The 26,978-nt window shown below is 54.2% G+C and carries 30 protein-coding genes and 1 pseudogene; 16 read left to right on the top strand and 15 right to left on the bottom strand.

The features are described 5' to 3' along the window. Positions 1–17 precede the first annotated feature (17 nt). From ACIQ2T_RS01700 to ACIQ2T_RS01685, 4 genes are read right to left on the bottom strand one after another with little or no spacing between them, the layout of a single operon-like run. A complete protein-coding gene (locus ACIQ2T_RS01700; protein WP_397589314.1) occupies positions 18–1,871 on the bottom strand; it encodes a ferrous iron transporter B in 1,854 nt (617 codons plus the stop codon). Next, the gene (locus ACIQ2T_RS01695) at positions 1,868–2,110 is read right to left on the bottom strand and encodes a ferrous iron transport protein A (RefSeq protein ID WP_397589313.1); all 243 of its coding nucleotides are present in this window, start codon (positions 2,108–2,110) and stop codon (positions 1,868–1,870) included. Before ACIQ2T_RS01695 ends, ACIQ2T_RS01700 begins: the two co-directional genes overlap by 4 nt. A 47-nt stretch (positions 2,111–2,157) precedes the next feature. Further along, complete coding sequence (locus ACIQ2T_RS01690; protein ID WP_397589312.1) at positions 2,158–2,826, bottom strand: COQ9 family protein; 669 nt, start codon at positions 2,824–2,826, stop codon at positions 2,158–2,160. 38 nt (positions 2,827–2,864) lie between these two features. Next, on the bottom strand, positions 2,865–3,737 hold the full coding sequence (locus ACIQ2T_RS01685; RefSeq protein WP_397589311.1) for a DMT family transporter: 873 nt from the start codon (positions 3,735–3,737) through the stop codon (positions 2,865–2,867). A gap of 58 nt (positions 3,738–3,795) precedes the next feature. Here ACIQ2T_RS01685 and ACIQ2T_RS01680 point away from each other — a divergent pair, with 58 nt between their 5' ends. The 3 genes from ACIQ2T_RS01680 (at position 3,796) to ACIQ2T_RS01670 (ending at position 7,703) form a co-directional block, all read left to right on the top strand. Beyond that, a complete protein-coding gene (locus ACIQ2T_RS01680; protein ID WP_397589310.1) occupies positions 3,796–4,905 on the top strand; it encodes an alkene reductase in 1,110 nt (369 codons plus the stop codon). Positions 4,906–4,910: 5 nt separating this feature from the next. Beyond that, the gene (locus ACIQ2T_RS01675; RefSeq protein ID WP_397589309.1) at positions 4,911–5,702 is read left to right on the top strand and encodes a sterol desaturase family protein; all 792 of its coding nucleotides are present in this window, start codon (positions 4,911–4,913) and stop codon (positions 5,700–5,702) included. A gap of 66 nt (positions 5,703–5,768) precedes the next feature. After that, complete coding sequence (locus ACIQ2T_RS01670; protein ID WP_397589308.1) at positions 5,769–7,703, top strand: DUF3604 domain-containing protein; 1,935 nt, start codon at positions 5,769–5,771, stop codon at positions 7,701–7,703. 9 nt (positions 7,704–7,712) lie between these two features. Here ACIQ2T_RS01670 and ACIQ2T_RS01665 read toward each other — a convergent pair whose 3' ends face one another. The 10 genes from ACIQ2T_RS01665 to ACIQ2T_RS01620 all read right to left on the bottom strand — a co-directional run bounded on the left by ACIQ2T_RS01665 (position 7,713) and on the right by ACIQ2T_RS01620 (position 14,231). Continuing rightward, on the bottom strand, positions 7,713–8,180 hold the full coding sequence (locus tag ACIQ2T_RS01665; RefSeq protein WP_397589307.1) for an MmcB family DNA repair protein: 468 nt from the start codon (positions 8,178–8,180) through the stop codon (positions 7,713–7,715). Positions 8,181–8,280: 100 nt separating this feature from the next. Further along, the gene (locus tag ACIQ2T_RS01660; RefSeq protein WP_397589306.1) at positions 8,281–9,006 is read right to left on the bottom strand and encodes a cell wall hydrolase; all 726 of its coding nucleotides are present in this window, start codon (positions 9,004–9,006) and stop codon (positions 8,281–8,283) included. A 167-nt stretch (positions 9,007–9,173) separates the two neighbouring features. After that, a complete protein-coding gene (locus ACIQ2T_RS01655) occupies positions 9,174–9,515 on the bottom strand; it encodes a DUF1491 family protein (RefSeq protein ID WP_397589305.1) in 342 nt (113 codons plus the stop codon). Then, on the bottom strand, positions 9,512–9,979 hold the full coding sequence (locus ACIQ2T_RS01650) for a PTS sugar transporter subunit IIA (protein ID WP_397589304.1): 468 nt from the start codon (positions 9,977–9,979) through the stop codon (positions 9,512–9,514). Before ACIQ2T_RS01650 ends, ACIQ2T_RS01655 begins: the two co-directional genes overlap by 4 nt. A gap of 80 nt (positions 9,980–10,059) precedes the next feature. Then, positions 10,060–10,635 carry a ribosome hibernation-promoting factor, HPF/YfiA family gene (gene hpf, locus ACIQ2T_RS01645; RefSeq protein ID WP_397589303.1) on the bottom strand — a complete coding sequence of 192 codons (576 nt, stop codon included), beginning with the start codon at positions 10,633–10,635 and terminating at the stop codon, positions 10,060–10,062. A gap of 16 nt (positions 10,636–10,651) precedes the next feature. After that, the gene (dnaQ, locus tag ACIQ2T_RS01640) at positions 10,652–11,359 is read right to left on the bottom strand and encodes a DNA polymerase III subunit epsilon (RefSeq protein WP_397589302.1); all 708 of its coding nucleotides are present in this window, start codon (positions 11,357–11,359) and stop codon (positions 10,652–10,654) included. Positions 11,360–11,390: 31 nt separating this feature from the next. Then, positions 11,391–11,990: a dephospho-CoA kinase gene (coaE, locus tag ACIQ2T_RS01635; RefSeq protein ID WP_397589301.1), complete on the bottom strand. Its 600-nt coding sequence runs from the start codon at positions 11,988–11,990 to the stop codon at positions 11,391–11,393. Next, positions 11,987–12,796 carry a shikimate dehydrogenase gene (gene aroE / locus ACIQ2T_RS01630; protein WP_397589300.1) on the bottom strand — a complete coding sequence of 270 codons (810 nt, stop codon included), beginning with the start codon at positions 12,794–12,796 and terminating at the stop codon, positions 11,987–11,989. Before aroE ends, coaE begins: the two co-directional genes overlap by 4 nt. After that, a complete protein-coding gene (locus ACIQ2T_RS01625) occupies positions 12,793–13,389 on the bottom strand; it encodes a Maf family protein (protein ID WP_397589299.1) in 597 nt (198 codons plus the stop codon). The genes aroE and ACIQ2T_RS01625 overlap by 4 nt, the downstream gene beginning before the upstream one ends. After that, on the bottom strand, positions 13,386–14,231 hold the full coding sequence (locus tag ACIQ2T_RS01620) for a pyruvate, water dikinase regulatory protein (RefSeq protein ID WP_397589298.1): 846 nt from the start codon (positions 14,229–14,231) through the stop codon (positions 13,386–13,388). The genes ACIQ2T_RS01625 and ACIQ2T_RS01620 overlap by 4 nt, the downstream gene beginning before the upstream one ends. 302 nt (positions 14,232–14,533) lie before the next feature. Between ACIQ2T_RS01620 and hemE the strand changes: the two genes are divergently transcribed. From hemE to ACIQ2T_RS01600, 4 genes are all read left to right on the top strand, one after another. Then, entirely contained in the window at positions 14,534–15,565 is a 1,032-nt protein-coding gene (gene hemE, locus ACIQ2T_RS01615; RefSeq protein WP_397589297.1) for a uroporphyrinogen decarboxylase, read from the top strand. 18 nt (positions 15,566–15,583) lie between these two features. Further along, the gene (locus tag ACIQ2T_RS01610) at positions 15,584–16,027 is read left to right on the top strand and encodes a CopD family protein (RefSeq protein ID WP_397589296.1); all 444 of its coding nucleotides are present in this window, start codon (positions 15,584–15,586) and stop codon (positions 16,025–16,027) included. A gap of 211 nt (positions 16,028–16,238) precedes the next feature. Then, complete coding sequence (gene rho, locus ACIQ2T_RS01605; protein WP_300039020.1) at positions 16,239–17,495, top strand: transcription termination factor Rho; 1,257 nt, start codon at positions 16,239–16,241, stop codon at positions 17,493–17,495. Positions 17,496–17,510: 15 nt separating this feature from the next. Further along, on the top strand, positions 17,511–18,257 hold the full coding sequence (locus tag ACIQ2T_RS01600) for a YjbE family putative metal transport protein (RefSeq protein ID WP_397589295.1): 747 nt from the start codon (positions 17,511–17,513) through the stop codon (positions 18,255–18,257). Between the two features lie 35 nt (positions 18,258–18,292). On the opposite strand, the gene ACIQ2T_RS01595 is transcribed toward ACIQ2T_RS01600, so the two are convergent. Further along, entirely contained in the window at positions 18,293–19,003 is a 711-nt protein-coding gene (locus ACIQ2T_RS01595; protein WP_397589294.1) for a dienelactone hydrolase family protein, read from the bottom strand. A gap of 90 nt (positions 19,004–19,093) precedes the next feature. Here ACIQ2T_RS01595 and ACIQ2T_RS01590 point away from each other — a divergent pair, with 90 nt between their 5' ends. The 9 genes and pseudogenes from ACIQ2T_RS01590 to ACIQ2T_RS01550 all read left to right on the top strand — a co-directional run. Next, on the top strand, positions 19,094–19,354 hold the full coding sequence (locus tag ACIQ2T_RS01590; protein ID WP_397589293.1) for a DUF6489 family protein: 261 nt from the start codon (positions 19,094–19,096) through the stop codon (positions 19,352–19,354). A 9-nt stretch (positions 19,355–19,363) separates the two neighbouring features. After that, the gene (gene mnmE / locus ACIQ2T_RS01585) at positions 19,364–20,659 is read left to right on the top strand and encodes a tRNA uridine-5-carboxymethylaminomethyl(34) synthesis GTPase MnmE (protein WP_397589292.1); all 1,296 of its coding nucleotides are present in this window, start codon (positions 19,364–19,366) and stop codon (positions 20,657–20,659) included. A gap of 65 nt (positions 20,660–20,724) precedes the next feature. Next, positions 20,725–22,596 (top strand): tRNA uridine-5-carboxymethylaminomethyl(34) synthesis enzyme MnmG, encoded by a 1,872-nt coding sequence (gene mnmG, locus ACIQ2T_RS01580; RefSeq protein WP_397589291.1) that lies wholly within the window; start codon positions 20,725–20,727, stop codon positions 22,594–22,596. Further along, positions 22,593–23,261, top strand: coding sequence for a 16S rRNA (guanine(527)-N(7))-methyltransferase RsmG (rsmG, locus tag ACIQ2T_RS01575; RefSeq protein ID WP_397589290.1), 669 nt, complete (start codon positions 22,593–22,595; stop codon positions 23,259–23,261). The genes mnmG and rsmG overlap by 4 nt, the downstream gene beginning before the upstream one ends. Beyond that, the gene (locus ACIQ2T_RS01570) at positions 23,258–24,037 is read left to right on the top strand and encodes a ParA family protein (protein ID WP_397589289.1); all 780 of its coding nucleotides are present in this window, start codon (positions 23,258–23,260) and stop codon (positions 24,035–24,037) included. The genes rsmG and ACIQ2T_RS01570 overlap by 4 nt, the downstream gene beginning before the upstream one ends. Positions 24,038–24,078: 41 nt before the next feature. After that, the gene (locus ACIQ2T_RS01565; RefSeq protein WP_397589354.1) at positions 24,079–24,960 is read left to right on the top strand and encodes a ParB/RepB/Spo0J family partition protein; all 882 of its coding nucleotides are present in this window, start codon (positions 24,079–24,081) and stop codon (positions 24,958–24,960) included. A gap of 225 nt (positions 24,961–25,185) precedes the next feature. Continuing rightward, positions 25,186–26,019: a cytochrome b/b6 domain-containing protein gene (locus tag ACIQ2T_RS01560; protein ID WP_397589288.1), complete on the top strand. Its 834-nt coding sequence runs from the start codon at positions 25,186–25,188 to the stop codon at positions 26,017–26,019. After that, positions 26,016–26,789, top strand: a complete 774-nt coding sequence (locus tag ACIQ2T_RS01555; RefSeq protein ID WP_397589287.1) for a molybdopterin-dependent oxidoreductase — start codon at positions 26,016–26,018, stop codon at positions 26,787–26,789. The genes ACIQ2T_RS01560 and ACIQ2T_RS01555 overlap by 4 nt, the downstream gene beginning before the upstream one ends. Positions 26,790–26,852: 63 nt before the next feature. Beyond that, positions 26,853–26,978, top strand: a pseudogene (locus ACIQ2T_RS01550) (S-(hydroxymethyl)glutathione dehydrogenase); the annotation flags it as partial.

The raw sequence follows: 26,978 nt of genomic DNA, 5'->3' as shown, positions 1-26,978 counted from the left end.
AAGTTTTCGTTCACCCGCTATAAGCCGAAGGAGCGCGCTGTCCAATATGTTATCCCTGCTGCGGCATATGCCAATGCAAAAAGATAAGTGACCATGAAGATGGGCCATTTCCAGCCATTGGTTTCGCGCCGTGTGACGGCGATTGTGGAGATGCACTGCGGCGCAAAAACAAACCAAGCAAGAAAGGCAAGCGCAGTTGCAAGCGACCAGTCCGCCGCAAGCTTTGGACCAAGGCTTGTTGCCGCGGCGTCGTCATCCGCCACATCAATAGCGTAAACGGTTGCCAGTGCCGAAACCGCAACCTCACGCGCTGCCATTGCCGGAATCAACGCCAATGCAATGTCGTGGTTGAAACCAATTGGCCGGACAATGGGTTCAAGGCCGTCGGCGATACGCCCCGCAACCGAATATTCGACCTGCGAGATATTGCTGCCTTCTGGCGCTTTGGGAAAGCTTAGAAGCGCCCATAAAATGATCGTTGCGGCAAAAATGATCGTCCCTGCACGGCGCAGAAAAACCCATGCGCGCTGCCACAGGTTAAGCGCAATGTCGCTGACCCGTGGCCATTGATAACGCGGCATTTCAATCAGGAAACTGCTCGTTCGGCTTTGCGTGACAAAGCGTTGGATGACGGCTGCCGCCAGCATCGCACCCAATATGCCCGCGATATAAAGCCCGAACAGGACAAGCCCTTGTAAGCCAATGCCGGGGCCTACGGTAGACGCCGGAATGAATGCGCCGATAATAACAGTATAAACGGGCAGGCGCGCCGAACAGGTCATCAATGGCGCAATAAGAATAGTCGCCAGCCGTTCCTTTTGATCCATGATCGTCCGCGTCGCCATGATGCCCGGAATCGCGCACGCGAATGACGACAGCAAAGGAATAAAGCTATGTCCCGAAAGCCCGACCGCCGCCATCAACCGGTCCATGACAAAGGCAGCGCGCGTCATATAGCCCGATGCCTCAAGCAATAATATGAACAGAAAAAGTATCAGAATCTGGGGCAAGAAGACGATGACCGAACCAACGCCAGCGATGACCCCATCGGTGAGGAACGACCGCAGAAGTCCGTCAGGCATAGCATTTTTTATGCCGTCACTCAGCAGGGCAAAGCCACTTTCGATCCAACCAATCGGCGCCTCGGACCAGCCATAGACCGCCTGAAACATCAGGAACAACAACGCGAGCAAGATGACCACGCCCCCGACCGGATGCAGCAGCACGGCGTCGAGCCGGCGTGTCCATTGGCGGCTAGCGGTTTCGCTGATGATGACCGCGCGTGCGATGTCGCGGGCGCGCTGATTTTGTGCACCGATGGATGCGGCGACAGGCTCTATCGCCGGACGGGGGTTTCTGAGCGCTTCCTCCAACTGCATCATTAAGGGCTCAAGGCCGCGGCGACGCACAGCAACCGTTTCAATGACGGGCACGCCAAGCGCGCGCGCCAGCTTTTGCGAATCCAGTTGAAGCCCGTCCCGCTCGGCCAAGTCGATCATGTTCAATGCAACCACCGTCGGTAGGCCTTGCGCAATCAGTTCAAGCGCAAAGCGCAGATGATTGTCTAGATTGCCCGCGTCGAGCACGATGACCAGCGCATCGGGTCGGCGATGGCCTTGCAAGTTGCCTAGGACCACGTCGCGCGTGACGGCTTCGTCGAGGCTGTCGGGACGCAAGCTATAGGCACCGGGCAAATCGATCATTTCGACCGGACGCCCATCGGCAAAGGCGGCGCGGCCCGATTTACGCTCCACCGTCACGCCCGGATAATTGGCGATTTTTTGGCGCGCGCCGGTCAATGCATTGAACAGCGCACTTTTGCCAGCATTGGGGTTACCGACCAACGCGACGAGAGGCGGCATTTGCGTCATGCCGATAACTCGCAATCAATCGCGGCAGCCACGTTTGTGCGCAAGGCGACAGTCATCCGGCCGACACGCACCGCCAGTGGATCGCGCCACATTAATATGCCCCTGTGCAATGCCTCAATCGCTACGCCGGGTTCAAAGCCGAGCGAACGCAAACGATGCCCTTCCTGATCTGGCAAATCATCCCAATGGATGGTCCGAATGACCGCCATGCGGTTGAGTGGGAGGTGATCAAGTTGCACACGCGCTATTTGCAACCGATTCGCAATAACATCAATAGAGATTCATCTCACCTTGCAGGATAGCGCAACCGGCCGATAAATCGCGACAAGCTTGGCGTGAATTCCATGCGCTGCTTGGCCTGATATTTCACCTTTTCAATTTGCATCACATTGTCGATCCGTCGGTCGAGAAACGCGCGGGTATCGGCAAAATTGTCGCTGTCATCATTCACAAAAACGCTCAATGTGCTGGCGTAGACCGCGGACAATGTCATGCGCTTGGTATAATGGTTGAGGTCCGTTGCGGTATCCCCCGCCAGACGCCACATGCGATCCGCCGAACGCCAGCCCATTTTTGCGGACCTAGCTAAATTCTGGGGCATCGCCATGATTGCAAGGGCGCGGCGGAGCGATTCCCGATCGGGCGCCATAATCTCCAGCCGAGCCGCCAGCAAAGCAGTAATGCGGTCGCGAATTTTAATCGCCCCCAATTTGTCGGCTGGCAAGCGGCGAGCGAGATCCAAGTCAACGCCTTCAATCCATGCATCGATCATGTCTATAGCCTTACCCTTGAAGGCCAGCATGGCAACGTCGCGGTCAACGCCCATGTCGTCAGCCGCCGCATGAACGGCGGCGTCGGACCAACCATCAAAACCGGCGTGACGGCCGATGACGGGGGCAAGGGCAACGCGAACTTCGTCAAGCGTCGGGTCGGCAGGGAAAGCATTTTTAGACATGCCCTATATGTACCCGTTCGCAGCCCGCAAGAAAAGGGCTATTGCTTTCGCACCAGCACCAAAGCGAGCATGACAAGCGCGCTGCCTGTAAAGTCCATCGCCGTAAGCGTCTCGCCAAAGGCAAGCCATCCGGCAGCCGCCGACAAGGCCGGCTGAAGCAACAGGGCTAACCCAATCACCAAAGGGCTAAAATGCGGCAGCGCATAGGTCAGGCAACCTTGCCCGAAAAATTGCGAGGTAAGGGCCAGCAAAACGACTGGCCACCATGCCGTAGGAATGATCTGTTCACCGGCGAAAAGGGCACACGCAAGAAGCACAACCGCCGCAAAGGCGCTTGCCATGCCAAGTGCGCCCCAGCTTTCGGTGTTTTGGCGCACTTTCATCATCGATACCAAGTAGACGGTATAGGTAAGCCCAGCCCCAAGCGACAGAAGGTCGCCAGTGAAATGACGCGGCGACAATTCTAGGCTTTGCCCCATCAGCAACGCCGCGCCAAGAAACGCAAAAAGAATGGCAGCGCCTTCCCATCTGGACGGCATTTTGCGCGCGCCAATCACGCCATAAACCACCAGCAACAGGCTGGCGCAATTGGCAAAAATTGTCGCATTGGCCATTTTCGTCTGAAAAATACCGATATGCCACAAGACGATGTCTACACCGAAAAACACACCCGCGACGATTATTAGCCATAATGTCGAACGACTAACCGTCGCCATGCGGAAACCGAATCGATAGCCGACAGCCAGTAAAAACGGCGTTGCGAGGGCCAGTCGCCAGAACCCCGTTGCAATTGGCCCACTGTCCGCAAAGCGCACAAGTAGCGGCCCAAAGGCAATCGAGATATTGCCGGCAAGCAATGCAACAAACGCAAGCAAACTTGGTTTTTGCTGTTGAAAAAGCTTTTGCTGCATAAACCCCCGTTGCAATTTGCAACTTTCATCCGCATCTTGGCGACGAAGAAACGCCTTAATGACAGGAAATCCCGTGACTGCAACTTTGTTCGACCCGATTCAACTCGGTGCCATCTCGGCGCCTAACCGTATACTCATGGCCCCGCTGACACGCGGACGCAGCGAAGGGGAGCATGTACCCCTGTCGGACCTTAAGGCCGAATATTACAGCCAGCGCAGCACCGCTGGCCTCATTATCTCTGAAGCCACCGGCATCAGCCAAGAGGGACTCGGCTGGCCGTCAGCGCCGGGTATTTGGTCGGATGCGCAGGTCGAGGCTTGGAAGCCAGTGACGAAAGCCGTGCACGACGCAGGCGGTCGGATCATCCTGCAAATGTGGCACATGGGCCGCCTGGTGCACCCTGATTTCTTGGGCGGCGCGCAACCGGTTTCGTCTTCGGCCACCACTGCGCCGGGCTTGGCCCATACGCCGCAAGGCAAAAAGGATTACACCGAGGCCCGCGCGCTTGATATGTCCGAATTGCCGCGCATTGTTGCGGATTATGTGCACGCCGCTAAAAATGCGATGGCAGCTGGTTTTGACGGTGTGCAAATTCACGCAGCCAATGGCTATCTGATTGACCAATTCCTGCGCGACAACACCAATTTCCGTACCGACGATTATGGCGGCGCAATCGAAAACCGCATCCGCCTGCTGCGCGAAGTGACGCAAGCTGTTGTCGATGCCGTTGGCTCGGAACGGACATCTGTGCGTTTGTCGCCCAATGGCGAAACACAAGGCGCAGACGACCGTAATCCTGTTGCTTTGTTCACCGCTGCCGCTGCTGCTTTGCAAGACATCGGCATTGCCTTCCTTGAGCTGCGCGACATCAAACCCTATGGCAGTTTCGGGAAGACCAGCGTGCCGCGCGTTTCACCGGAAATCCGCAAGGTGTTTAATGGGCCGTTGGTGCTCAACCAAGAATATACCAAGGAAATGGCAGATGCAGATCTCGCCTCAGGCCTTGCCGACGCCATAAGCTTCGGCCGTGCCTATATCAGCAACCCCGACCTTGTGGAGCGATTGCGCGTTGGCGCGGAACTGACGCCGGATAACTTCAAAACATGGTATACGCCCGACGGCGAAGGATATACCGACTATCCCTTCCTCGAAAAAACGGACGTATAACGCACATGATCGCGGCGGGGCTTGGCATATATGCGATAGCCATCCCCGCCTTATTGCTTGTGCTGCTGGCGGGCGCCGAGATTGTCTGGCCACGCCGTAAGTTGGTGCTCGGGCGCAGCCCAAGGTGGCGGACGCACGCATTGTTCTTTGCCACCAATGCCGTTGTTGGGCGACTGCTGTCGTTTTTGGTGGTCGTCGGCGGCGCGGCGCATTGGGCGAGCACGCATCATTTCGGCGTGCTGAATCTGGTATCGCTGCCTTTTTGGGTTGAGGCAATAATCGCCTTTATCCTCCTTGATCTCGCGGTTTGGTTTCAGCATTTTGCCATGCACCGTTATTCTTTTTTGTGGCGCATGCACGCCGTCCATCACGCCGATCGCGATCTGGATGTGACCACCGCGCTGCGTTTTCACCCATTCGAACTGATTATGTCGACATTCTTTAAATCGGCAATTGTCGCGTTGCTTGGCGTGCCGTTGCTTGTGGCTTTGGCGTTTGAATTATGGCTAAACGCCAACGCGCTGTTTAATCACAGCAACATTCGCTTGCCCCGCAAGCTTGACCGCATGTTGCGGCCATTTTTGGTGACGCCTGACATGCATTTGGTTCACCACAGCACTTTAGTTGATGACCAGAAGCATAATTTTGGTTTTGGCCTAACGGTTTGGGACCGCTTGTTCGGCACATATCGCACAGAGCCGGTATTGGGTGCCGAAAACCAGAAAATAGGGTTGGCCGAGATTGACGATAGCCGCCCCTCAGGCTTCATTTGGAGCATAAAGCAACCCATAACGTAGCGGAATTCAAGACCGTCTTGACCAGCACGATTTTCCAGAGCATTTTTAATGCAGGGAGAGTTGAAAATGGCCGGAATACGCAAGATAATATTGAGCACAGTTGCGCTAGTCGCGGTTGGGGCAGGGCTAACCTACGGGTGGCAGCAATATCGTGAAAAACGCGTCATGGACGATTCGCGCGTGGCGCAGATATCCTCCGATAGCGAAGTCACTTCTGGCCCGGCGAGCACGCTGCTTTGGGGCGACACCCATCTCCATACCTCCAATTCCATCGATGCCTTTGGCTTTGGTGTAAAGCTTGGCCCTGAAGAGGCGCTGCGTTTTGCGCGCGGTGAAGAAGTCACGTCGACGAGCGGGTTGAAGGCCAAGCTTGAGCGGCCATTAGATTTTCTGGTGATTGCGGATCACTCTGGCGGCCTTGGCGCGACCAAAGCTTTGTACGATTCTCCCGGATTTTTAATCCGCGACCCAACGCTGAAGCGTTGGCACACCGAAATGCACAAAGGGCCAGAGGGCATGCAGCGCGTGACCGGCGAGCTCATTGACGCCGTTGGCCGCAATACTCTTCCCGCTGCGCTGACGGACCCGGAAAGACAGCGCAAAACTTCAACCAACATTTGGACAGGTCATAGCGCGCTAGTAGAACGCTATAATGAGCCCGGCAAATTCACGGCCTTCATGGGGTTTGAATATACGCTGATGCCCGGCGGCAATAATTTGCACCGCGTTGTCATGTTCCGCGACGGCAAAAGCCGCACCGACAAGGTCTTGCCCTATGATCCCGGCCAGGGCGACACACCTGTTAGCCAATTGTGGGACTATATGGACAATTATGAAAAGGTCACGGGCGGAAAAGTGCTCGCGATCCCGCATAACAGCAATCTGTCCAATGGCCTGATGTTTGAACTGGTCGGTCCGAACGGCGGCCCGATGACCGCGCAATATGCGCGGCGGCGTGCGGCGCGCGAGCCCGTGGCTGAAATCACGCAGATCAAGGGCGACAGTGAATCGCATCCGTTTTTGTCCCCTAACGACGAGTTCTCCGGTTTCGGCACGGCGGGCTGGGACCTTGGCAATTTGACCATGCAGGCTGCGAAAAAGCCACAGGATTATGCGGGTGAGTATATTCGTGAGGCGTTGAAACGCGGCTTGGCGATTGAAGCGCGCACCGGCGTGAACCCGTATAAGTTCGGCGTCATCGGGTCGACCGATAGCCATACGGGACTTGCAACGGGTGATGAAAACAATTTCTTTGGCAAGCACTCGGGCGGCGAGCCTAACGCCAACCGTGCTTCGCAGGCCCAAAATCTTGGTACCCGGAAAGGGCGTATTGGTTGGCACTATCTGGCGGGTGGCTATGCCGCGGTATGGGCGACCGCAAATACACGCGCAGCCATTTTCGACGCAATGATGCGGCGCGAGGTATACGCTACGACTGGCCCGCGCATGACAGTGCGTTTCTTTGGTGGCTGGGATTATGACGACACGCTGTTTGCAGGCGACTGGGTAAAAGCCGGTTACGCAAAAGGCGTGCCCATGGGCGCGGATCTTAAACCCGGCAATGGCGCGCCCAAATTCATGATTTCCGCACTGAAAGACCCGATGGGCGCCAATCTCGACCGTGTTCAAGTCGTCAAGGGATGGGTGAACGCATCAGGCGTGCTGCAAGAAAAGGTCTTTGACGTTGTGTGGGGCGACGCGGACAAAAGGCCAAAGGGCGCGAACGGTAAAGTGCCTGCCGTAGGCGACACTGTTAACATCGCCAAAGCCAGCTACACCAACAGCATTGGCGACCCCGAATTACGCGCGGTGTGGACTGACCCTGAATTCAACCGCAACATCCGTGCATTCTATTACGTCCGCGTGATCGAAATTCCGACACCGCGCTGGGTGCTGTTCGATGCCTTGCGTTATGGGGCAAAGCTGCTGCCGGGTACGGAGCTTAAGGCGCAGGAGCGCGCCTATTCTTCACCGATTTGGTATAATCCTAAAAAGAGCTAACGCAGGCTATTATTCGACATCGATCCCGGCAAGCATCAGGTCGGGATCAGCAATGCCCATCAAGCGGCGCATGGCGAGCCGCGCCAGTCGCTGGGTTTCGGTTTTTCGCCGCACCGGCGCGACGGGCACCAAAGTGGCTGGCCGGGCGATCTCGCCGTCATAAGCGTCGGCGATAATCAACCCGGCACGTTCGGGCATGAAGGCGTCGCTATGCAGGGGGCCAATGTCGAACCCTGCGGGCACGGCCCAGAAAAACCGGTCGCAATAGTCCAGATATTCGGGCCATTTTTGGTCACCCAAAAGATCCGCGCGCGCACATTTTATTTCGACAATGATAATCTCACCCTCGATGGTGAGGCCCATCAGGTCAGCTCGGCGATTGTTGCGTAAGCTGACCTCGGGCTGCACCATGATCTGGTTACGTAAAAACAGACGCGAGACGCCGCGCGCAACCGCGGGCGCCCCCGAAAAAGACAAAGATTTCGAAGCCGAATCCATTTCAGGAGATTAGAACGAAACTAGAACATAATAAAGGCCCCACTTAGGGGCCCTTATCGTCGCGTCGGCTTATCGCACATCAGCGATAAAAAATATGATTGTCGATGCTGCCAATGCGCGTCAAATTCCAGCCCGGCGTTACATGACGGGCGTGAAAGAACAGCGCGCCTTCAACGGGGCTTTTCCAACTGTCGTTTAAAGCGATTTTGCTGATGGCGACAGCCTCCTGCCAGCCTTTGCTGCCGGTCCGGATCGGCGGCATGCCTGCGCCGCGGACAAAAGAGAATTGGCTTTTCTGAAACACAACGCCGCACAAAGTGCTGGGGAAGCGACCCGAATTGGCACGGGCGAGAATGACCCGCGCGACTGCCAACTGGCCAGTGAGCGATTCACCCTTGGATTCGAAATAGACGGCACCTGCAAGGCAACGTTGTTCGTTGCTTAGGCTGTCACGGACATCCTGAGTGTCAACAAGGTCAGCCAATGAAGCGGCGGATAGCGCATCGTCACTGTTATCGCGTGCTGCTATATTACGTGGAGGCTCCGTCATCGGCGTTCCGCCGTTACTTGGAGCAAAAATAATATCACCATTGTCAGCGAGCGTCGCTGTAACCTTGTCGCTTTTCGCCAGATCCAACTGCGCGCGTTCGGCGGCGATCTGTATAGCGTCCACGGCGATGGTGCTGGCTTTTAAATAGGTGCCTTGGTCATTGCCAAAGGCGAAGCTGGCATCGGCAGTAAAAACCGCAGAAACCAAAACACAAGAAACAGCCACAAGAGAAGTGGCACGAAAAAATTTCAACATGAAAAATACATTAAAGCGGCGGCACCAGCGGACGAAGCTGCATTACTTTGTTATTGTTCGTCTTTTGTTGCATCCGACTCGCGTGTTTATCTGGTCACCCCATTTGTGTACCGTATGACAACCTTCGCTACTCGTTGATGGCGCAGTTATGCTGCGGCGCACCAAAGTCAATTCAACACGGCCAATAGTCCGTCCAACCGTGCACCGGATGCGACATCCAGTTCTAAAACCCATAAATCTGGGTCGCGGGTGGCCCGCTTTTTCCAATAATCCTGCACTAAAGCATCGCTTGAATTGGCCAAATCGACGCTTTTCCAGGCAGACTGGCCGTCCAATGAAGGGTAACGTTCGTACAATATAGGGTCTGCACCGCGCACCTGCCCAATCAACAGGATCGCGCCAGATATGGCATCGCCCTTCTTCAGGACGGTTGCAAAATCACCTTCCGCTTCGGCCAATCGCTTGAGCGCAGAGATTTGTACTCCGCTGGCAAGCCGTGGTTCAATCAAGCGGCGTCACGCTCTTCAGAAAAGCTGAGCACGGCATACATGGCTGACGAGTCTGCCGCACCGCGCAATTGCGCCCGGAATTTTTCGTCTCGGAAAAGGCGTGAAACCTCCGCCAGAGCGCGTAAGTGCGAAGCTCCGTCTTGCGCAGGCGAAATCAGCGCGCACACGAGATCAACAGGTTCGTCATCCACGGCATCATAAGGCACTGGCTTCGTAAGCCGCGCAAATACTGCGACTGGCATATCGATACCGGATACCTTGCAATGCGGGATGGCAGTACCGCCGCCAAAACCCGTCGGGCCAAGCCGCTCGCGTTCAACCATGCCATCAAGCACGTCACGCGCATCCACAAAATAATTTTCTGCCGCGATAACCGATAACCGCGCCAGCAAGTCCGATTTTCCCGAACATAATATATCAGCAGCAACGGCCCCTTCAACGAGCCTAGTGGAAAGTCGTATCATATCTTTTTCAAAAGCGCTCGGTGTGACCGAAGCACAATCCCTTGAATTGGTTTACAAAACTATAAGATTTTGGCCGAGATCTAAGGTGCAGATTTTGGTTCAACCCACCCGATCGTGCCGTCTTCGCGGCGATAAACCATATTATGGCGTCCAGTTCCAGTGTTTTTGAATAACAGGGCCGGCGTATTGCGTAAATCCATGAGCATGACGGCGTCGGACACAGTGGATTCAGGAATATCGACGCGCATTTCAGCGACAATGACTGGCGCGTCCGGCAAGGACGCCTCTTCATTGTCATCACCTGCGTCAAATACGGTATAGGCCGCTTCTTCCTGCGCCAAAGCATAAGCCGTTTGTACATGCCTATCTTGCAAGCGGCGCATGTACCGGCGCAATTGTTTCTCGATGCGTTCTGCTGCGCGGTCAAAAGCAACATGCGCGTCCTGTGCCTCGCCTCTGCCTTTGAGGACAAGGCCCTGCATGACATGCATGACGATATCGCTCGTAAAGCCGTCATGCGGCGCGCGGCCAAAAGTTGCGTGCGACGACAGGGCTTTTGAGAAGTATTTTTCGGCAATGGACCCAAGTCGTGTTTCCACATGGGTTTGGAGCGCTTCACCGGTATCGACCTGATGTCCTGAAACCCTGATGTCCAATGCCTATCTCCTTTTGTTAAAGCGTTGACCCCGATTGAAGCCAAAGCGCGTCCTTAATCTTCGCTATAAATTCTGCATGCCGCGCCAATTCTTCCACAGAAGCAGAATGGGCGCGGCCTGGCCGAAATACCTTTGTTGACGGAACGCTGCTAACGTCCGTTTGGGCCACAGCTTTATCGGAAAAAGCATTGTCCGCGAGGCCAAGGCCGATTTGCCGGCCGCCCGTCAGCTCAATATATAATTGTGCTAAAAGCTCTGCATCGAGCAGCGCGCCGTGCTTTATGCGGTGGCTGCGGTCGATGCCATAACGGGTGCACAAAGCGTCGAGTGATAATTTCGCACCCGGATTTTTGACGCGCGCAAGGGCCACTGTGTCAACCATTCGGTCCATGGCAACAGGCGCGCGTCCGCAATCCTGCAGTTCGTGGTTGAGAAAACCGAAGTCAAAGCTAGCATTATGGGCAACGAGCGGGCTGTCGCCAAGAAATTCAAGGAGTTCATCAGCCTTTTCGGCAAAGGCTGGTTTGTCGGACAGAAACCGGTCCGACAGGCCGTGCACATTTTCGGCAGCTGCGGGCATTGGACGCTGCGGGTTGAAATAGGCGTGGTAGTGATTGCCTGTCATCACCCGGCTGACCATTTCGATGCAGCCAATTTCAACCATCCGATCCCCAGTTGCGGGGTCAAAGCCAGTCGTTTCGGTATCAAATATAATTTCACGCATTCTGTTATTAGATGTGAGCCTGTTTAAAGCCTTATGCAAGACCCGCGCGCAGCTTTTTAACAAGTGCCTGCACATCGGCGCGCGTCTCGGCGATATATTGGCCGGTGTCGATAATATGGTCGGCGCGTGCGCGCTTCTCGGCATCGTTCATTTGTAGTGCCAGTATATGTTCAAACTTTTCCGCGGTCATATTGGCCCGCGCAAGCACGCGTTCACGCTGAACCGCTGCCGGCGCGCTTACCACCACGACAACATCAACGCCTGCCTGTCCGCCTTTTTCAAACAACAAAGGAATATCGAACAAGATCATGTCCGCATCCTGATGCAACGCCAAAAACACCTTGCGGCGTTCCGCGACGGCGGGGTGGATTATCGATTCCAGCAATGCCAGCCGGTCGCGGTCGCTAAATACAGCGGCGCCCACCGCCTTGCGGTCGACTCCGTCAGCACCCGTTGTGCCAGGAAAGGCCAACTCAATAACGGGCACCAGCGCGCCGCCCGCCTTTTGCAGGTCATGCACCGCCGCGTCAGCATCAAAGACGGGAACATTTTCATCCGCAAACATCGCCGCAACGGGCGACTTTCCCATGCCGATGGAGCCGGTAAGGCCAATGATCAAAGGCTTTTTCATGTGAGTAAAAGAGAGCGCAGTGCATTCTCACCATCGTCGGGTGGGGCCACGCCAAAGAACAACTCAAAGGCGATAGCTGCCTGCCCAACAAGCATTTCAAGACCATCCACCGTTTCCAACTCACGCATCCGCGCCGCCTTGAGCAAAGGCGTTTCAATCGGGGCATAGACGAGATCATAGATAATCGCATGTTCAGGCAAGGGCGAAAGATCGATTTCAAGTGCCGCTTGCCCAACCATGCCCAGAGGGCTTGCATTCACCAGCAATGCTGCATCGGGCAGGCGTGCGTCAAGGCTGATGACTTTGCCCTTCAGGCCAAAATGCGCCAGCAAGCCGGCTGCCTTCAACCCATTACGGGCCATCAAGACCACTTCACCAATGTCAGCTTGCGCCAAAGCGAATAGGACCGCGCGCGCGGCGCCGCCTGCGCCGATGACTATGGCCGTCTCGCCTGCAATCGGGATGTCCGCAATTGGCCCGTAAAAGCCGCCCGCATCGGTGTTGGTGGCAACAAGTGCGCCTGAATCATTGCGAAACACGGTGTTGATAGCGCCAATTGAATTGCGCACCTCGCCGGGGTCGCTGACAAAGTCGAGCGCCGCAATCTTGTGCGGGATCGTGATGTTGCATCCACGCCAGTCGGTATCGGCGGCACGCTCGGCAAAATAACGCTCCAAATCTTTGGGTTGTACATCAGATGCGCGGTAATCGCCCACCATGCCCAATTGTGTAAGCCAGAATTTGTGTATCAATGGCGATTTAGAATGCGCAATCGGGTGCCCGATCACTTCAGCATAATGTGTCATATGGATAAAAGGCCCCTCAATCGCAAATAATCAAGCACCGGAAGTAATGGCATCCCGATAATGGTGAACTGGCTGCCGCTGACGCTTGCAAAAAGTTGCGCGCCCTCGGCTTCAATCCGGTAGCAGCCGACGCAATGGCGGATGTCTTCCCAACAGGTGTCGACATAGTTATCAATGAAAGCGGGGCTTAGCGGACGCATTGTCATTTGCGCAGTGTCAACCACCCGCCAGACAGGCGCGCCGCCTTCACATATCACCGCAGCGCTGATTAACCGGTGTACAGAGCCAGAAAGTCGCGCAAGTTGTGCGCGTGCATCTTCCGGTGTTTTAGGCTTGTCAAAAACATGGCCGTCGGCGCCAACGCAAAGCTGATCACAGCCCAGCACCAATGCGGTAGGCACCTTGCGTGACACTTTGCGCGCCTTTGCCTCAGCCAGGGCATCCGCAATATCGCGTGGTTTAGCGCCTGCTTCGGCCAAGGATGTTTTGATGCTATCTTCATCAACCAAAGCAGGCACCGCCTCAACCGCGACACCGGCCGCGTTCAACATCGCGATCCGCCCAGCACTTTGGGACGCCAAAATCAGCGTCATGATTGAATTTCCGCTTCCCATACCTGCGCCAATTCGCGCTCGTTAAACAGATTAATGATCGCGGCTGCACTTTCTTCAATTGAACGACGCGTCACGTCCAACACCGGCCAACCATTATCGGCAAACATCCGCCGCGCATGCGCAACTTCGGCGCGGACCTTCTCTTCATCGACATAATCTGTGTCCGGCAATTGATTTAACGACAATAAGCGGTTGCGCCGCACCTGTATCAGCCGTTCGGCGCTGGTGACCAAGCCAATGACCATTGGATGCTTGAGCTGAAATAAATTCGGTGGTGGCGGCGATTCCGGCACGATTGGAATATTTGCAGTCTTATACCCACGATTGGCCAGATAAATACTGGTTGGCGTTTTCGATGTTCGGGATACGCCGGCAAGCACAATGTCGGCTTCTTCCCAATTTTGGGCGTTTATCCCGTCATCATGCGCAATGGTAAATTGAATCGCCGCAACCCTTGCAAAATAGGCTGCGTCCATGACATGTTGGCGGCCGGGTCGCGCCTTTGCTTCTTGGCCAAACATATTGGACATTGCGTCACTAACCGCGTCGAGCGCCGCAATGGCAGGCAAGCCCAGCGCCCGACAACGTGTCTCCAATTTGCGGCGTGTATCGCGATTGACCAACGTAAACAGCACAAGCCCAGGGTTGGCGGCCACGTCCGTCAATATCCGGTCCAGATGGCTTTCGGAGCGCACCATTGGCCAGAAATGCTTGACCACATGCTCTGCGTCGTCAAACTGCGCCAAAGCTGCCTTGGCGATACTCTCCAAAGTCTCGCCGGTAGAGTCCGACAACAAATGTAAATGAAAACGCTGGGTCATGGCTGACAGTCTTGTTGGCAGGCTGGGGATAAATCAAGGGACAAGTTTTGCACGTCCATTTCTCCGGCACTAACCCAATTTTGCGGCTCGATTCGAGCACAGCCTATCCACAGGGGTATTTTTATATCCACAGGGTGTGGATAATGGGGATGAAAATTGCGACTCCCATTCATTGTGTTTGCGCCCGTGCGTCAAGCTGTTGGCAATATCAGCAAAAGCTTTTAAGGCCCGATCTATCAACACCACATCATCTTTCATCATCCTTTATATAAATATATATTTTGATTGGATCTCACCGCTCTATGTCAGCGCAAAACCCGAAAAAACTGCTTAACGTCCTTCTAGGCAATCAAGAGGATGTTCCCCCTATTTGGTTGATGCGCCAAGCAGGGCGTTATTTACCCGAATATCGCGCGCTTCGTGCTGAAAAGGGCGGATTTCTAGCGCTTGCCTATGACAGCGACGCAGCGTGTGAAATCACGTTGCAGCCAATTCGCCGCTTTGGCTTTGATGGCGCAATTTTGTTTTCAGATATCCTCGTAATCCCCCATGCCATGGGCCAAGATCTTTGGTTTGAAACAGGTGAAGGTCCACGCCTTGCGCCACGTCTCGCGGAATCAAAATTTGAAGATTTTGTGCCTGCCCCACAACGGCTTGCACCGATCATCGACACTGTGCGTAAGGTATCGACCGAGCTACCACCTGAAACTACATTCCTGGGCTTCGCTGGAAGCCCGTGGACGGTCGCTACCTATATGGTGCATGGTCAAGGCAGCAAAGACCAAGCAGAGGCACGCAGGATGGCTTATATGGAGCCGGAGCGTTTTGCCGCATTAATCGAAGCTATCATTTCGGCAACGGTGGATTATCTGGGTGACCAGATCGATGCGGGTGTCGATGCCGTGCAGTTGTTTGACAGCTGGGCTGGGTCATTGTCACCGGCGCAATTTGAAAAATGGGTGATCGCGCCCAATGCAGAAATCGTGCGCCGGTTAAAGGCGCGAAATCCCGAAGCGGTGATTATCGGTTTCCCCAAAGGTGCGGGCGGAAAGCTTGCCGCTTATGCAGAAGGAACAGGGGTTGATGCCTTGGGCCTTGATGAAACCGTTGATCCACATTGGGCAAACCGACAATTGCCCAAAGGCCTGCCGGTTCAAGGCAATCTTGACCCACTTGCCTTGATCGCAGGTGGTGATGTATTGAAAGATTCCGTGCACAACATCCTGTCTGCGTTTGAAGATCGGCCCCATATCTTCAACCTTGGACATGGTATTCAGCCCGACACGCCAATCGAAAATGTTGAATTGCTTCTCAATCTGGTCCGTAAGGGTTAACCCAAAAAGGCCGTTTTTATGACGGAAACGCTATCTGTGCTGTATATCTGGCTGAAATCTGCCCACGTTGTTTTTGTCATTTTTTGGATGGCGGGGTTGTTCATGATTCCGCGCTTCTTTGTCTATCATCAGGAAAGTGCTGAAGGGTCTGAAGAAGCCGCCAAATGGGTAGACCGTGAATCCAAACTCATCAAAATCATCCTTAATCCGTCCATCATTGTGGTTTGGGTTTTGGGATTATTGCTTGCGTATAATATCGGCGCGATGGCGCAAGGATGGTTTCACGCCAAATTATTGTTTGTTTTGGGACTGTCGGCTTATCATGGCTGGACTGTAAGCTATGCCAAGAAGTTGGCGCGCGGTGAACGGCGTTTAACCGGCAAGCAATTGCGTTTGCTTAATGAAGTTCCTGGCATTGCCTCTGCCATCATTGTCATATTGGTAATTGCCAAACCCTTCTAAGCCCCAGCCGCTTAATGGACTGACTAAACTATTGTGATTTTAGAACAGTTGACGGCGTGGCCATCACTGGGTATTTAACAGGCGAAGCCCGTCCTGGGCATGAGGCGCTATCCACATAACAATTGCGCCACTGACTTTTTAAAATTCGACCGATTATCTTTTTCATATCGGCGACCAACCTGGGCACTGCGTCCATCCAACGGAATTTTCTATGCATTTGAAAGAGCTGAAAAGCAAAAATCCTGCTGACCTCGTATCGATGGCTGAAGAGCTGGGTGTCGAAGGCGCGTCTACCTTGCGCAAACAGGATCTTATGTTTGCGATCCTGAAAGAACTTGCCGAAGATGGCGAGCAGATCATGGGTCTGGGCACGATCGAGGTTTTGCCTGACAGCTTCGGCTTTTTGCGGTCGCCCGAGGCTAATTATCTAGCAGGTCCAGACGATATTTACGTGTCCCCAAATATGGTCCGCCAGTTCGGTCTGCGCACGGGCGATACGGTTGAAGGCGAAATTCGCGCGCCAAGAGACGGTGAGCGTTATTTTGCCCTGACCAAGGTAATGAAGATCAATTTCGATGATCCCGATGCGGTGCGCCATCGCGTCAACTTCGATAACCTGACGCCACTGTATCCGGACTCAAAGCTGATACTCGATTCACTTGACCCAACGGTTAAGGATAAGTCAGCTCGCGTCATCGACATTGTTAGCCCGCAGGGTAAGGGCCAACGTGCGTTGATTGTTGCGCCACCACGGACAGGTAAAACCGTGTTGCTGCAAAATATTGCCCGCGCCATCACCGAAAACCATCCAGAAGTGTTCTTGATCGTTTTGTTGATCGACGAACGGCCCGAGGAAGTTACAGATATGCAGCGTTCGGTGAAGGGTGAGGTTGTCTCCTCCACCTTTGATGAACCCGCAACGCGTCACGTGCAAGTTGCTGAAATGGTTATAGAAAAAGCAAAGCGTTTGGTTGAGCATAAGCATGACGTGGTCATCTTGCTCGATTCCATCACACGTCTTGGCCGTGCCTATAACACCGTTGTCCCATCATCTGGAAAAGTGCTGACCGGCGGTGTGGATGCCAACGCGTTGCAACGTCCAAAGCGTTTCTTTGGCGCAGCCCGCAACATTGAAGAAGGTGGGTCACTGTCCATCATCGCGACAGCCTTGATTGATACAGGCAGCCGCATGGATGAAGTTATCTTCGAAGAGTTTAAGGGTACAGGTAACTCCGAAATCGTTCTGGATCGCAAGGTCGCGGACAAGCGTATCTTCCCAGCGCTGGATGTCGGCAAATCCGGTACGCGTAAGGAAGAATTGTTGGTTGAAGAAAACAAGCTTAAGAAAATGTGGGTCCTTCGCCGCATCCTCATGCAAATGGGCACTATCGACGCGATGGAGTTCTTGCTCGATAAGATGAAGGACTCAAAGACCAACGAAGACTTTTTTGACTCGATGAATCAATAAGCAATAGGCGAAGTGATGATGCTCGAATTTTTGATCGCAACGGTTTCAGCGGCACCGTCCTTGGGTGGGCCTGCTGAAATTTGGGGACATATCGTCAATGATTTCTCCAACTTAAATAGCAGTAGCGCCTGGACGGCTTTGGCTTCTGTTATCCTGCTCGATCTGGTGCTGGCGGGTGATAATGCCATTGTCGTTGGCGCGTTGGCGGCTGGGTTGCCTCCGGAACAACGTAAAAAAGTTATCTTCATCGGCGTTATTGCCGCGCTCGTTTTGCGTGTCGTATTTGCGTTGATGGTTAACATATTGATGGGCGTCATCGGTCTGATATTTGTCGGCGGACTGCTTTTGATTTGGGTGGCGTGGAAGATGTACCGCGACTTGAAACGCAGCGAAGCAACAGAATCCCCTGGCTCACCTGAAATATTGGGTGACGAAAATAGCGGTATTCCAGCGGCCAAAAGCTTCGCCGCTGCAGCATGGGCTGTGGCGGTCGCCGATGTGTCGATGAGCCTCGACAATGTCCTTGCGGTGGCGGGTGCAGCTAAGGACCATCCGGGTATTATGATCGTCGGTCTGATCTTTGCTGTTGCTCTTATGGGCATCGCCGCAAATGTTATCGCGCAATACATTGAACGCTATAAATGGATCGCATGGTTCGGCATGGCGGTTATCGTCTATGTCGCGGGCAAGATGATCTATGAAGGCTGGACTGATCCCGACTTGGGGGTTGGCCGTTATGTGATTGCGATGATAGGCGGCTAAATTGGCTTCCCCATGAACAGGGGAAGCCCAAAAGTTTATCCCAGCTGCTCTGCGAAAAACGCGGCGGTGCGGCTATCTGCAAGTTCAGCGCCGACCGCATCGCGCCGGGTGCCCATCTCAGCTGCAAAGCCATGGTCAAGGCCAACATAGTCGTGCAGCGTCACCTTGGCATTATGGCCAAGGCCAGAATGTATTGCGGCCTGCGCTTCTGGACCAACAAAATGGTCCGCGGTCGGAATATGCAGCATCAGCGGGTTAGCAATGGCGTGGCTTTCATGCAGCATCTGGTCAATCATGACGCCATAATAGCCAACTGTCGCACTGATATCCGTCCGCGCTGCCGCCATATAGGCCAGACGTCCACCCAGACAGTACCCAACACAACCCACCTTTTCGACAGGCGCTTGTTTTCCAAGCCCCGTGCGGATGGCATGGATCATTGCTTCAATATCGCGAACGCCATCATCGGCATCATATTGGCCAAAATAGCCAAACGCCTCTTGAAGTTCCGTCTCAACATCAGGGTTCAGCTCAACGCCCGGCGCAAAACGCCAGAAGATATCAGGCGCAACCGCAAGGTATCCTGAAGCTGCCAAATGATCGACCTTTTGCCGAATACCAGCATTCACCCCGAAGATCTCCGGTATCACAATGATTGCAGCCCGCGCGGTTTCTGCGGGCGCCGCCAAATAGGCCGGAAAAAGGGCATCCTCACCCAGCGCATCCACATTCACCATTTCACCCATATTCAGCTCCTTGGCGGATATTCTCCGCAATTGCGTGATTCGACTTAGCCCCTATAGTGCTTCCTATCAGCAAATAGGAGTGCGTGGCCCATGAAGATGCACATTGAAATTGATTGTTCGCCCGAAGAGGCGCGGGCGTTGCTCGGTCTGCCTGATGTTACCAAGGCCAATGAAGCCTATGTCGAGAAGGTTACCAACTTGATGAACGGCGCCGGCGGCATTGATCAATTACAGGAAATCGGCAAACAAATCGCGCCCATGGGACAAATGGGGCTTCAACTGTTTCAGCAGTTGATCGAGACAGGCGCCAAGGCGGCGATGTCGGGCTTGAATAGCAAAGATAAAAAATAGCGATTTTTGATGCATTCCCCCGACACAATTTTTGCGCTGTCCAGCGGCGCCCCTCCTGCTGCGATTGGAATAATCCGGATCAGCGGGCCAGCGGCCTTTGACGTGGTGCGCGGACTTGTAGGGCGAGTGCCAGCACCGCGCAGGGCTTCTTTGTGCGTACTGCGTTTGCCTGAAACCAAGGAGCATCTGGATCAAGCGCTGATATTAATCTTCCCAGGGCCCAAAAGCGCAACGGGTGAGGATCTGGCTGAGCTGCAGCTGCACGGTGGTCGCGCCGTTATCCATGTCGTCGAGGAAGCCATTCAGGCCTTTCAGGGGGTCAGGCGCGCCGAGGCAGGTGAATTCACGCGAAGATCGTTTGCCAATGGCAGAATGGACCTCAACGAAGCAGAGGGACTAGCGGATCTCTTGTCTGCAGAGACCGAATGGCAACGCCGCGCCGCCAACCTTATGTTCGGCGGCGCGTTCAGCGCGGCAATCGAGCAATGGCGTCAGGAAGTATTGCGCCTTTCTGCACTTACCGAAGCTGAGCTGGATTTCTCAGACGAAGACGATGTTGAATCACAAAATAATCGAACAATTACAGATATTTGTACTAATTTAGCGGCCGATATTGCGCGATTATTGGCAGCGCCGCCTGCGGAAAAGTTGAAGGATGGATTGCGGGTCGTTCTGGCTGGGCCACCTAATAGCGGCAAGTCCACATTGTTAAACGCGCTTGTCGGGCGGGATGCCGCTATTGTATCCGATATTGCGGGCACGACGCGGGACATGATTGAGGTGCCTGTCAGTGTGCAGGGTGTTGCATTGATATTCACGGACACAGCGGGATTGCGAGATGACAGCGAAGACGTGATTGAGAAAATCGGCATCGTCCGCAGCCACGCAGCTATGCAACAAGCGGATATAATATTGTGGCTTGGAACGCAGGGCTCTGGCCCAACCCACCCGAATTTGATTGAGGTCGCAACAAAAAGCGATTGGAACGGGCATGTCAGCAAATCTGCGGACGCGATTGCGGTGTCTGCGGTGTCTGGCGCGGGCATGTCCGAATTGCTCGATACTGTGGTGCGGACTGCAAAAACATTATTGCCACCTACGGATCAGTTCGCCGTCAACGCGCGACAAAGATCATTCCTTGGGCGGACTGCGGATGCTTTAAGTGCATGCCGTGAGACAGAGGACTGGTTGATTATCGCAGAAAATCTGCGCCAAGCGCGTTTGGCTTTAGACGCGCTGACGGGGCGTGCACACACTGAAGATCTGTTGGACACTATCTTCGGGAAATTCTGCGTTGGAAAATAGTGTTTCACGTGAAACAATAATTTCTCCTTTTTGACCCCAGCGATCAGTTCGGCTATGCGCGACACATGAAGACTGATTTTGACATCATCGTTGTTGGTGGCGGCCATGCGGGGACGGAGGCTGCAGCGGTTGCTGCCCGCATGGGTTTGCGTGTCGCCTTGGTCAGCTTTGACAGGCTTATGATAGGCGCCATGTCCTGCAATCCAGCTATTGGAGGTCTTGGAAAAGGCCATTTGGTGCGCGAAGTAGATGCCTTTGACGGTCTGATCGGCCGTGCCGCCGATGATTCTGCGGTGCATTACCGAATGCTCAACGCATCCAAGGGTGCAGCGGTTCAAGGCCCACGTATTCAGGCAGATCGTAAATTATTTAAGGCATCCATCCAGAATCAACTTAATCACCTTCCCAATGTCCGAGTTATTGAAGGTGAGGCTGCGGCTTTACATTTTCTTCCACGCGCACCGACGCGCGTTGCGGGCTTAGTTCTGGGTGATGGCTCTATCATAAAGTCGCCGTCGGTAGTCCTGGCTACTGGGACATTTCTCGGCGGCAAGTTATTTCGCGGGGAAGAGCGGCTCGATGGTGGCCGGGTCGGCGAAGATTCAGCGATGCTGCTTTCGCAGCAGCTGAGGCAAGCGGATTTACCGATATCCCGTTTAAAGACCGGGACGCCGCCGCGCTTGGATGGCCGGACCATTGATTGGGCGCAGCTGGAAATGCAGCCCTCCGACGGCGAAGAATGGACCATGTCCGCAATGCGCAGCCGTCGCACTGTGCCGCAATTATTTTGCGCCATGTCGCGTACAAACAGTCAGACGCATGACATTATTCGGTCTGGGCTTGACCGCTCCCCACTTTTTGGTGGCGACATAGAGGGTAAGGGCCCCCGCTACTGCCCGTCGATCGAAGATAAGATTTTCCGTTTTGGAGACCGCGAAGGCCATCAGGTTTTTCTGGAGCCTGAAGGGCTGGACAGCCATTTGATATATCCAAACGGCATTTCAACCTCACTACCGACCGACATTCAAGAGGCTATGGTGAGGTCAATGTCTGGCTTGGAGCAATGTCAGATTGTGGTGCCTGGTTATGCGGTTGAGTATGACTATATTGATCCACGCTGTTTGGATTCCAGTCTGGCCGTTCGCGGTTTTGAGGGTCTGTATTGTGCCGGGCAAATTAATGGAACTACGGGGTATGAGGAGGCCGCTGCTCAGGGTCTCGTGGCAGGTATTGGCGCTGCGTCAATGCATCTGGGCCAAGCCATGCCAGCAATTGACCGGACAAATAGCTACATTGCAGTCATGATAGACGACCTCACCCTGCAAGGTGTTACCGAGCCCTACCGCATGCTAACTGCGCGGGCCGAATATCGGTTACGTTTGCGGTCCGATAATGCGCAATCGAGGCTGACGCCCATGGCGATTGATGTTGGAGCTGTTGCGGCTAGCACGGCTGCGGCGTTTCAGCACCGAGAGCATCAGCGCAAAGATCTGCTCGGGCGCCTTCATTCCCAGGAAAGTGCCGACGTCCTCATAAAGCGTGGCTTTTCCGTAAAACAAGACGCCGGTAAAATGTCCTTGTTTGAATGGTTGCGCTTTCCGCAGCTGTCGGTTGCAACGTTGCTTGCACGTGAAAGCGAAGCATGGCCGACGGACCTGCTTAACGAAGTTGAGCAGGATGGCAGATACGCACCTTATTTGGCGCGACAAGAGGCAGAAATACATGACGTCACCGCCAATGAGGAAATTAGACTTCCCGAGACAACCGATTACAGTTTCATAGCGGGGCTTTCCAACGAAATGGTTGAGCGTCTGCAAACAGCAAAGCCGCAGACTTTAGCCGGAGCGTCGCGCATTAGGGGTATAACCCCTGCGGCGCTGGCTGCCATTTTGGTACATGCCAAGCGGACAAAATCCAGTATCGTAGAACCGGCATGACCGAGCAGGAAGCAGTGCGTTGGCTTGAAAGCGAGTTGGGTGTTTCACGTGAAACAATGGACGCGCTCAAGACCTTTGTTGCGTTTTTGAAACGGGAAGCGAGCAGTCAAAATCTGATTTCTGCATCGACGCTTGATCATATTTGGTCCCGCCATATTGTGGACAGTGCCCAGTTGCTGCAATTTCTGGACCATGCCCCCGCAGCCACCCGCTGGCTGGATTTGGGCTCGGGTGCTGGGTTTCCCGGGCTGATTATTGCATTGTTGGCCGATTACAACGTGACGCTTGTGGAATCGCGTGCGCGGCGGATTGATTATCTGCAGCGTGCGGTTGAAATGTTGGCCCTCACCCGTCGTGTTCATGTTGCAGGGGTTACGTTGGAACGTTTGGAAACCGCGCCTTATTCCGTCATCAGTGCCCGTGCGTTTGCGCCATTACCGAAGCTGTTTGATCTTGCAGAACGCTTTGCGACAAATAAAACTTTGTGGCTTTTACCAAAGGGGCGTAATGCGGACCACGAGTGGCAAGACGCCCAAGGCGTTTGGGATGGAAATTTTAAAGTTATGCAGAGCATAACTGACCAGGATGCGGGGATTCTGGTTGGCACATTATCGGGGCATCGCCAAACCAAAGCGGGTGCCGCAACACAGGGGCAAAGGCCATGATCCGTATTGCTGTAGCGAACCAAAAGGGAGGGGTTGGCAAGACCACAACAGCCATAAATCTGGCGACGGCGTTGGCTGCAAGCGGTTGGCGCTGCGTTCTTGTGGATCTTGATCCCCAAGGCAATGCTTCCACGGGGCTTGGGTTAAAGCAAGCGCAGCGGGTTCACAGCAGCTATGATCTATTGCTGGGAGATGCATCGTTGAAAGACGCGTCGATCCCGACGCTTATTCCGAACCTCGACATTGTACCTGCCACTGTTGACCTATCGGGTGCGGAAATCGAATTGGTTCAGTGTGAAGATCGCACTGGTCGGCTTAAAGCGGCGTTTGATAAATCCGACGCGCATTGGGACATTTGCATAATCGACTGCCCACCGTCGCTTGGTTTGATAACCGTAAACGCGCTGGTTGCGGTAGATTCGCTTCTCGTCCCGCTACAATGTGAGTTTTTCGCGCTGGAGGGGCTTAGCCAGTTATTGCAGACAGTTGAACGCGTTCAGGGTCGTTTCAACCCCGCCCTTACAATCATGGGTATCGCGCTTACCATGTACGACAAGCGTAATAAGCTGACCGAGCAGGTGGCTGACGATGTGCGCAGTTGCTTAGGTAATCTTGTATTTGATACCGTCATTCCGCGGAATGTGCGCTTGTCTGAGGCACCTAGTCATGGGCTTCCGGCCTTGGTCTACGATCACCGCTGCTCGGGATCAGAAGCCTATATGAAACTTGCCAGGGAATTGATTGGCCGACTACCGGCCCGGGAGTTAGCAGCGTGAGCAAAGACAATACGTCGGAAAAGTCGCCGTTAAAGAAAAAAATGGGCCTTGGGCGGGGCCTGGATGCTTTGCTCGGTGAGGCATTGCGCGGCGACAGCATGGGGACAAAATCAAATTCAGACATGGATTCTCGTGGGCAGAGCGTTGCGACGCTGTCGGTGATCGACATACGTCCTAATCCCGATCAGCCACGGCGCCATTTTGCCGATGAGAAGTTGGATGAGCTGGCCGCGAGCATAGCAAAGCATGGGATTATTCAGCCCATAATTGTCCGGCCATTTCAAGGGGGGTACCAGATTGTTGCGGGTGAACGCCGCTGGCGGGCGGCCCAGCGTGCGCAGTTACATGATATTCCTGCAATTATCCGCAGCTTTGACGATTCCGAAACGCTGGAAATTGCGCTTCTCGAAAATATCCAGCGGCAGGATTTAAATCCAATTGAAGAGGCTGATGCCTATAAGAAGCTAACGGAGTTATTTGGGCACAGTGCCGCCGAACTTGCCGAGTTGGTGCATAAATCGCGAAGCCATGTTGCAAACATGATGCGCTTGCTGGACTTGCCGCCAACGCTGCGCGACCTGGTGACCGAAGAAAAGCTAAGCATGGGACACGCGCGCGCCTTATTGGGCAGTGACAATGCGGTCCAGTTGGCAATGCTGGTCATCAAAAAAGGGCTGTCTGTTCGTGCAACTGAAGCGCTGGTGCAACAAGAGCGCGCGCCAAAGGCGAAAAGGACAGTATCTGCTGGCCAGCCAGAAAATGCCGATATCCGCGCAGTCGAGTCGCATCTTGGCGATCTTTTGGGATTGAAGGTGCGGATAGCGCAAAAAAATGCGACGGGCGCTGGCGCAGTGACTTTCGAATATGGGAGTTTGGACCAATTGGACATGTTGTGCCAGCGGCTTACGGGTGAAAAATTCTAATATTTTCAGCTGGTTATATTAAGGCACTGGCCTTTTCAAGGCTGATCACATGTTGATATGGGCACCGGTGCAGCCCGAACGGTCCAACGCCGACGAATAGGGCCACTGGTCTGATGGGCGCCGCGTAGCGCCTTAAACATAAACCCGATGTGTCCGCTGCTAAATTGTGATGTTGCAGTTGCCCGATGGGCCAGGGTCGCTTAGACTTTGCATAGGAGCACTTTTATGGATGCAACACAGTCAGGGTCGCAGGATGTGGTGAAACGGCACCATAGCCTCACGCGTATCTGGCATTGGTTGAACGCCATTTTCGCTACGATATTGCTGATGAGTGGCCTCATGATCTTTAACGCCCATCCGCAATTATATTGGGGCGAATTCGGCGCACGCGGAGATTATGCTTGGTTGCAAATTGACGATACACGCACCACTGGGTTCGTGAGAATTGGGAATGCCCGCGTTGAAACCACCGGCGTGCTGGGACTATCATTAGATTCAAAAGACAAGGTTCGCAGGGTTGCCTTCCCCGGCTGGGCGACCATTCCGACCCATTATAGTCTAGCCGCTGCGCGCAGGTGGCATTTTGCCTTTGCGTGGCTTTTCGCGCTTGGGCTGACGGCCTTCATGCTGGGTTCGCTGGTCAACGGCCATATTCGAAAGGACTTGCATGTCCGACGTGCGGAATGGAGCGTGGCTAATATCTGGAAAGACATCAAAAATCATGCGCAGCTGCGTTTCGATCACGCGCACGGCACTTATAATATACTGCAAAAATTCACCTATATTGGGCTCATATTCGTCGTGCTGCCGACCATGATCCTGACGGGCATCGCAATGTCGCCTGCACTGAACGCGGCTTGGCCGTGGTTACTTGATCTATTTGGTGGGCGGCAGTCGGCCCGCTCGCTGCATTTCATTGCTGCGACGATGATGGCACTTTTTGTTGTCGTTCACCTCCTCATGGTACTACTTTCCGGACCAATTAAGGGTGTCCGGTCGATGATAACGGGGCGGCATGCGGCGACCAGTGAACCCAGCCAAGTTGGAGAACAGCCATGACCGATGGGCGCAAATTTATCCGCCGGCGCGACCTGTTGCGCGGCGCGACTTTGGGCAGCGGTGCGCTGATCTTGAGTGGCTGTGACGCCATGAATGAGAATGCGACCTTCAGATCTGCGCTGCGGTCGGTGGATAGTCTTAATCAGATCACGCACAGGTCGTTAATGGACCGCGCAACGCTGGCGCCTGAATTTGCGCCGTCGGACATATCGCCCATTTTTAAAACAAATGGTTCGGTGATCGCTACTTCGGCGGAATATCTCGCGCATCTGCAGAATGGTTTTGCGGACTGGCGGCTGCGTGTTGACGGCATGGTCGCCAATCCCTTGATGCTTGGCCTGGACGCGCTGCGGGCCATGCCAGCGCGCACGCAAATCACGCGGCATGACTGTGTGGAGGGTTGGAGTGCGATTGCGCAGTGGCAAGGCACGCCGCTCCGCCTGTTGCTGCAACAGGCCCGCGTGTCTAGCCGTGCCAAATATATCGTTTTTCATTGCGCGGATGATTACGGAGCGCTGCCATATTATGAATCGATTGACTTGGTCGACGCCTACCATCCGCAGACCATATTGGCGTGGGGCATGAATGGTGAAACTCTGCCCGTGAAATATGGCGCACCTATCCGGCTGCGCGTAGAGCGGCAGTTGGGCTACAAGCAGGCCAAATATGTTATGAGCATCGAGGCGACGGACGACCTGACCAAATTTCACGGTGGAAAGGGAGGATATTGGGAGGATGTTGGCGACTATGCATGGTATGCTGGAATCTAGGCTTGCACCGCTGCGCGGTTAATGGAAAAACCTGTGGCAGAGTATAACGGAGACCCAAGTACCATGAAGACCCGCGCTGCAGTTGCATTTGAAGCGAAAAAGCCATTGGAAATTGTTGAGTTGGATTTGGAAGGTCCAAAGGCTGGCGAAGTGCTGGTCGAAATCATGGCGACGGGCATTTGCCATACC

The organism is Sphingorhabdus sp., from assembly GCF_044357595.1.
Lineage (GTDB): Bacteria > Pseudomonadota > Alphaproteobacteria > Sphingomonadales > Sphingomonadaceae > Sphingorhabdus_B.
Note: the sequence above shows the minus strand (reverse complement) of the source record. Positions and strands in the feature narration are given on the sequence as shown.

Bases quoted from the DNA above. Each gene is read 5' to 3' on its own strand.
- ACIQ2T_RS01700 (WP_397589314.1), bottom strand. From the start codon at position 1,871: ATGACGCAAATGCCGCCTCTCGTCGCGTTGGTCGGTAACCCCAATGCT.
- ACIQ2T_RS01690 (WP_397589312.1), bottom strand. From the start codon at position 2,826: ATGTCTAAAAATGCTTTCCCTGCCGACCCGACGCTTGACGAAGTTCGC.
- ACIQ2T_RS01685 (WP_397589311.1), bottom strand. From the start codon at position 3,737: ATGCAGCAAAAGCTTTTTCAACAGCAAAAACCAAGTTTGCTTGCGTTT.
- ACIQ2T_RS01680 (WP_397589310.1), top strand. From the start codon at position 3,796: ATGACAGGAAATCCCGTGACTGCAACTTTGTTCGACCCGATTCAACTC.
- ACIQ2T_RS01675 (WP_397589309.1), top strand. From the start codon at position 4,911: ATGATCGCGGCGGGGCTTGGCATATATGCGATAGCCATCCCCGCCTTA.
- ACIQ2T_RS01670 (WP_397589308.1), top strand. From the start codon at position 5,769: ATGGCCGGAATACGCAAGATAATATTGAGCACAGTTGCGCTAGTCGCG.
- ACIQ2T_RS01660 (WP_397589306.1), bottom strand. From the start codon at position 9,006: ATGTTGAAATTTTTTCGTGCCACTTCTCTTGTGGCTGTTTCTTGTGTT.
- ACIQ2T_RS01650 (WP_397589304.1), bottom strand. From the start codon at position 9,979: ATGATACGACTTTCCACTAGGCTCGTTGAAGGGGCCGTTGCTGCTGAT.
- dnaQ (WP_397589302.1), bottom strand. From the start codon at position 11,359: ATGCGTGAAATTATATTTGATACCGAAACGACTGGCTTTGACCCCGCA.
- coaE (WP_397589301.1), bottom strand. From the start codon at position 11,990: ATGAAAAAGCCTTTGATCATTGGCCTTACCGGCTCCATCGGCATGGGA.
- aroE (WP_397589300.1), bottom strand. From the start codon at position 12,796: ATGACACATTATGCTGAAGTGATCGGGCACCCGATTGCGCATTCTAAA.
- ACIQ2T_RS01625 (WP_397589299.1), bottom strand. From the start codon at position 13,389: ATGACGCTGATTTTGGCGTCCCAAAGTGCTGGGCGGATCGCGATGTTG.
- ACIQ2T_RS01620 (WP_397589298.1), bottom strand. From the start codon at position 14,231: ATGACCCAGCGTTTTCATTTACATTTGTTGTCGGACTCTACCGGCGAG.
- hemE (WP_397589297.1), top strand. From the start codon at position 14,534: ATGTCAGCGCAAAACCCGAAAAAACTGCTTAACGTCCTTCTAGGCAAT.
- ACIQ2T_RS01610 (WP_397589296.1), top strand. From the start codon at position 15,584: ATGACGGAAACGCTATCTGTGCTGTATATCTGGCTGAAATCTGCCCAC.
- rho (WP_300039020.1), top strand. From the start codon at position 16,239: ATGCATTTGAAAGAGCTGAAAAGCAAAAATCCTGCTGACCTCGTATCG.
- ACIQ2T_RS01600 (WP_397589295.1), top strand. From the start codon at position 17,511: ATGATGCTCGAATTTTTGATCGCAACGGTTTCAGCGGCACCGTCCTTG.
- ACIQ2T_RS01595 (WP_397589294.1), bottom strand. From the start codon at position 19,003: ATGGGTGAAATGGTGAATGTGGATGCGCTGGGTGAGGATGCCCTTTTT.
- ACIQ2T_RS01590 (WP_397589293.1), top strand. From the start codon at position 19,094: ATGAAGATGCACATTGAAATTGATTGTTCGCCCGAAGAGGCGCGGGCG.
- mnmE (WP_397589292.1), top strand. From the start codon at position 19,364: ATGCATTCCCCCGACACAATTTTTGCGCTGTCCAGCGGCGCCCCTCCT.
- mnmG (WP_397589291.1), top strand. From the start codon at position 20,725: ATGAAGACTGATTTTGACATCATCGTTGTTGGTGGCGGCCATGCGGGG.
- rsmG (WP_397589290.1), top strand. From the start codon at position 22,593: ATGACCGAGCAGGAAGCAGTGCGTTGGCTTGAAAGCGAGTTGGGTGTT.
- ACIQ2T_RS01570 (WP_397589289.1), top strand. From the start codon at position 23,258: ATGATCCGTATTGCTGTAGCGAACCAAAAGGGAGGGGTTGGCAAGACC.
- ACIQ2T_RS01565 (WP_397589354.1), top strand. From the start codon at position 24,079: ATGGGCCTTGGGCGGGGCCTGGATGCTTTGCTCGGTGAGGCATTGCGC.
- ACIQ2T_RS01560 (WP_397589288.1), top strand. From the start codon at position 25,186: ATGGATGCAACACAGTCAGGGTCGCAGGATGTGGTGAAACGGCACCAT.
- ACIQ2T_RS01555 (WP_397589287.1), top strand. From the start codon at position 26,016: ATGACCGATGGGCGCAAATTTATCCGCCGGCGCGACCTGTTGCGCGGC.